The sequence below is a fragment of the Anoxybacillus kestanbolensis genome (assembly GCF_001996285.1).
Taxonomy (GTDB): domain Bacteria; phylum Bacillota; class Bacilli; order Bacillales; family Anoxybacillaceae; genus Anoxybacillus; species Anoxybacillus kestanbolensis_A.
This window is the reverse complement of record NZ_MQAD01000023.1, coordinates 1-1,500: the sequence shown is the minus strand read 5'-3', so window position 1 is coordinate 1,500 and position 1,500 is coordinate 1. Positions and strand designations below refer to the sequence as shown.

1 protein-coding gene and 1 pseudogene are annotated in these 1,500 nt (G+C 37.8%); both read left to right on the top strand.

From position 1 onward, the window contains the following. A partial coding sequence (locus tag BO219_RS11500) for a helix-turn-helix domain-containing protein (protein WP_226373824.1) occupies window positions 1-350 on the top strand: 350 nt, incomplete at its 5' end. A 5-nt stretch (window positions 351-355) separates the two neighbouring features. Further along, a pseudogene (locus BO219_RS11495) lies at window positions 356-1,210 on the top strand (IS3 family transposase); the annotation flags it as partial. Window positions 1,211-1,500: the final 290 nt, after the last annotated feature.

Genomic DNA, 1,500 nt, shown 5'->3' with positions numbered 1-1,500 from the left:
AAAAAAATGTCCATACAGAAGACAGGAAGGAGCCGATGAACATGTCGAAAAAACAAAGAACTTATAAAAGCTATTCTTCAGAATTGAAGCTGGAAGCCGTTCAAAGAGCCTTGGCGGGGGAGAGTGTAAAAGTCATTGCACATCATCTTGAGATTACAGATCCTGACTATATTTATAAATGGATAGATCAGTATGAAATGTATGGGGAAGTAGGACTAAAACGAAAAGTTAGAAATCATCCTGAAATGGACAAGGATTTCATCATACAAGAACTAGAGATGGAGAATGAAATTTTAAAAAAGTATCTGCAAATTCTGGAAAGGGAGGGAAGACAGCGAAGTTCAAAGTAGTAGACGAGCTCAAAACAAAATATCCAGTTGTTAAAATATGTGAAAAACTACAGATTTCAAAATCTGGTTACTATAAATACTTGAAAACAAAGGGGAAGAAAAAAAGAAAAGAGTCTAAGAAAAACCAACAATTAAAAGAATATATCTCTTTGATTTTCCATGAACACAAAGGGAGATATGGATATCGAAAAATTCACGCAGTATTAAACAATCAATATCAACTACCTGTAAGTGAAAAAGTGGTACGTCGACTAATGAGAGAATTAGGATTAAAATGTCAATCTCGCATGAAACGAAAACAACCCGCCAAAGTGAAAAAAGCAACTTCCGCTGGATATATTTATGAAAATCTATTAAAAAGAAACTTTTCCACGACACGTTTGAATGAAAAATGGGTCACAGATGTCACGGAAATTGCCGTGGAAGATAAAAAGCTATTTGTTTCTGCCGTTATGGATTTACACAACAATGAAATTATCGGGCATCAGATTTCATCAACACACGATGTTCAACTTGTGGAAGATTCCCTATTGTATGCATTAGAAATCAGACACATCAAGGATTCTTTAATTCTTCATTCCGATCAAGGAATGCCATATCGATCAACAAGATGGAAAACGCTGATGGATACATTTTCAATCACACCAAGTATGTCGAGAAAAGCGAATGCGCTTGATAACGCATGCATAGAAAGCTTTTTCTCCTACCTTAAAACAGAGATGGAACAGGACTTGCGACGTACGAAAAGTGTGGAAGAGGCAACACAGCTTATCCATGATTACATTCGCTATTACAACCACCAACGGATACAAGGTGTTCTTCGTTATCAGACACCGACTCAATATGCAAAGGCTAGTTAACAACGAGCACCAGTGGGCTATATTTCCTCCTTCTCGTCTTACCAACCTCTCCTCAGAACTCCGTGGGGCTGTCAAGTGCTCTCCTTGACAGTTTCACGGGGTTCTGAGACACTAGGAAAAAGACGAGAAAAGGAAAGGAACCAGAGTTTTATCACTCTGATTCCTTCACGTTAACTGAATTTATACTGTCTACTTTTCGGATCGCAGTGCACAGGCACGCATCCCATATTACTTAGCAACAGTAATTACTGTACCTTTTGTTAGAGGGTTACCGTTAACATCTGCTACAT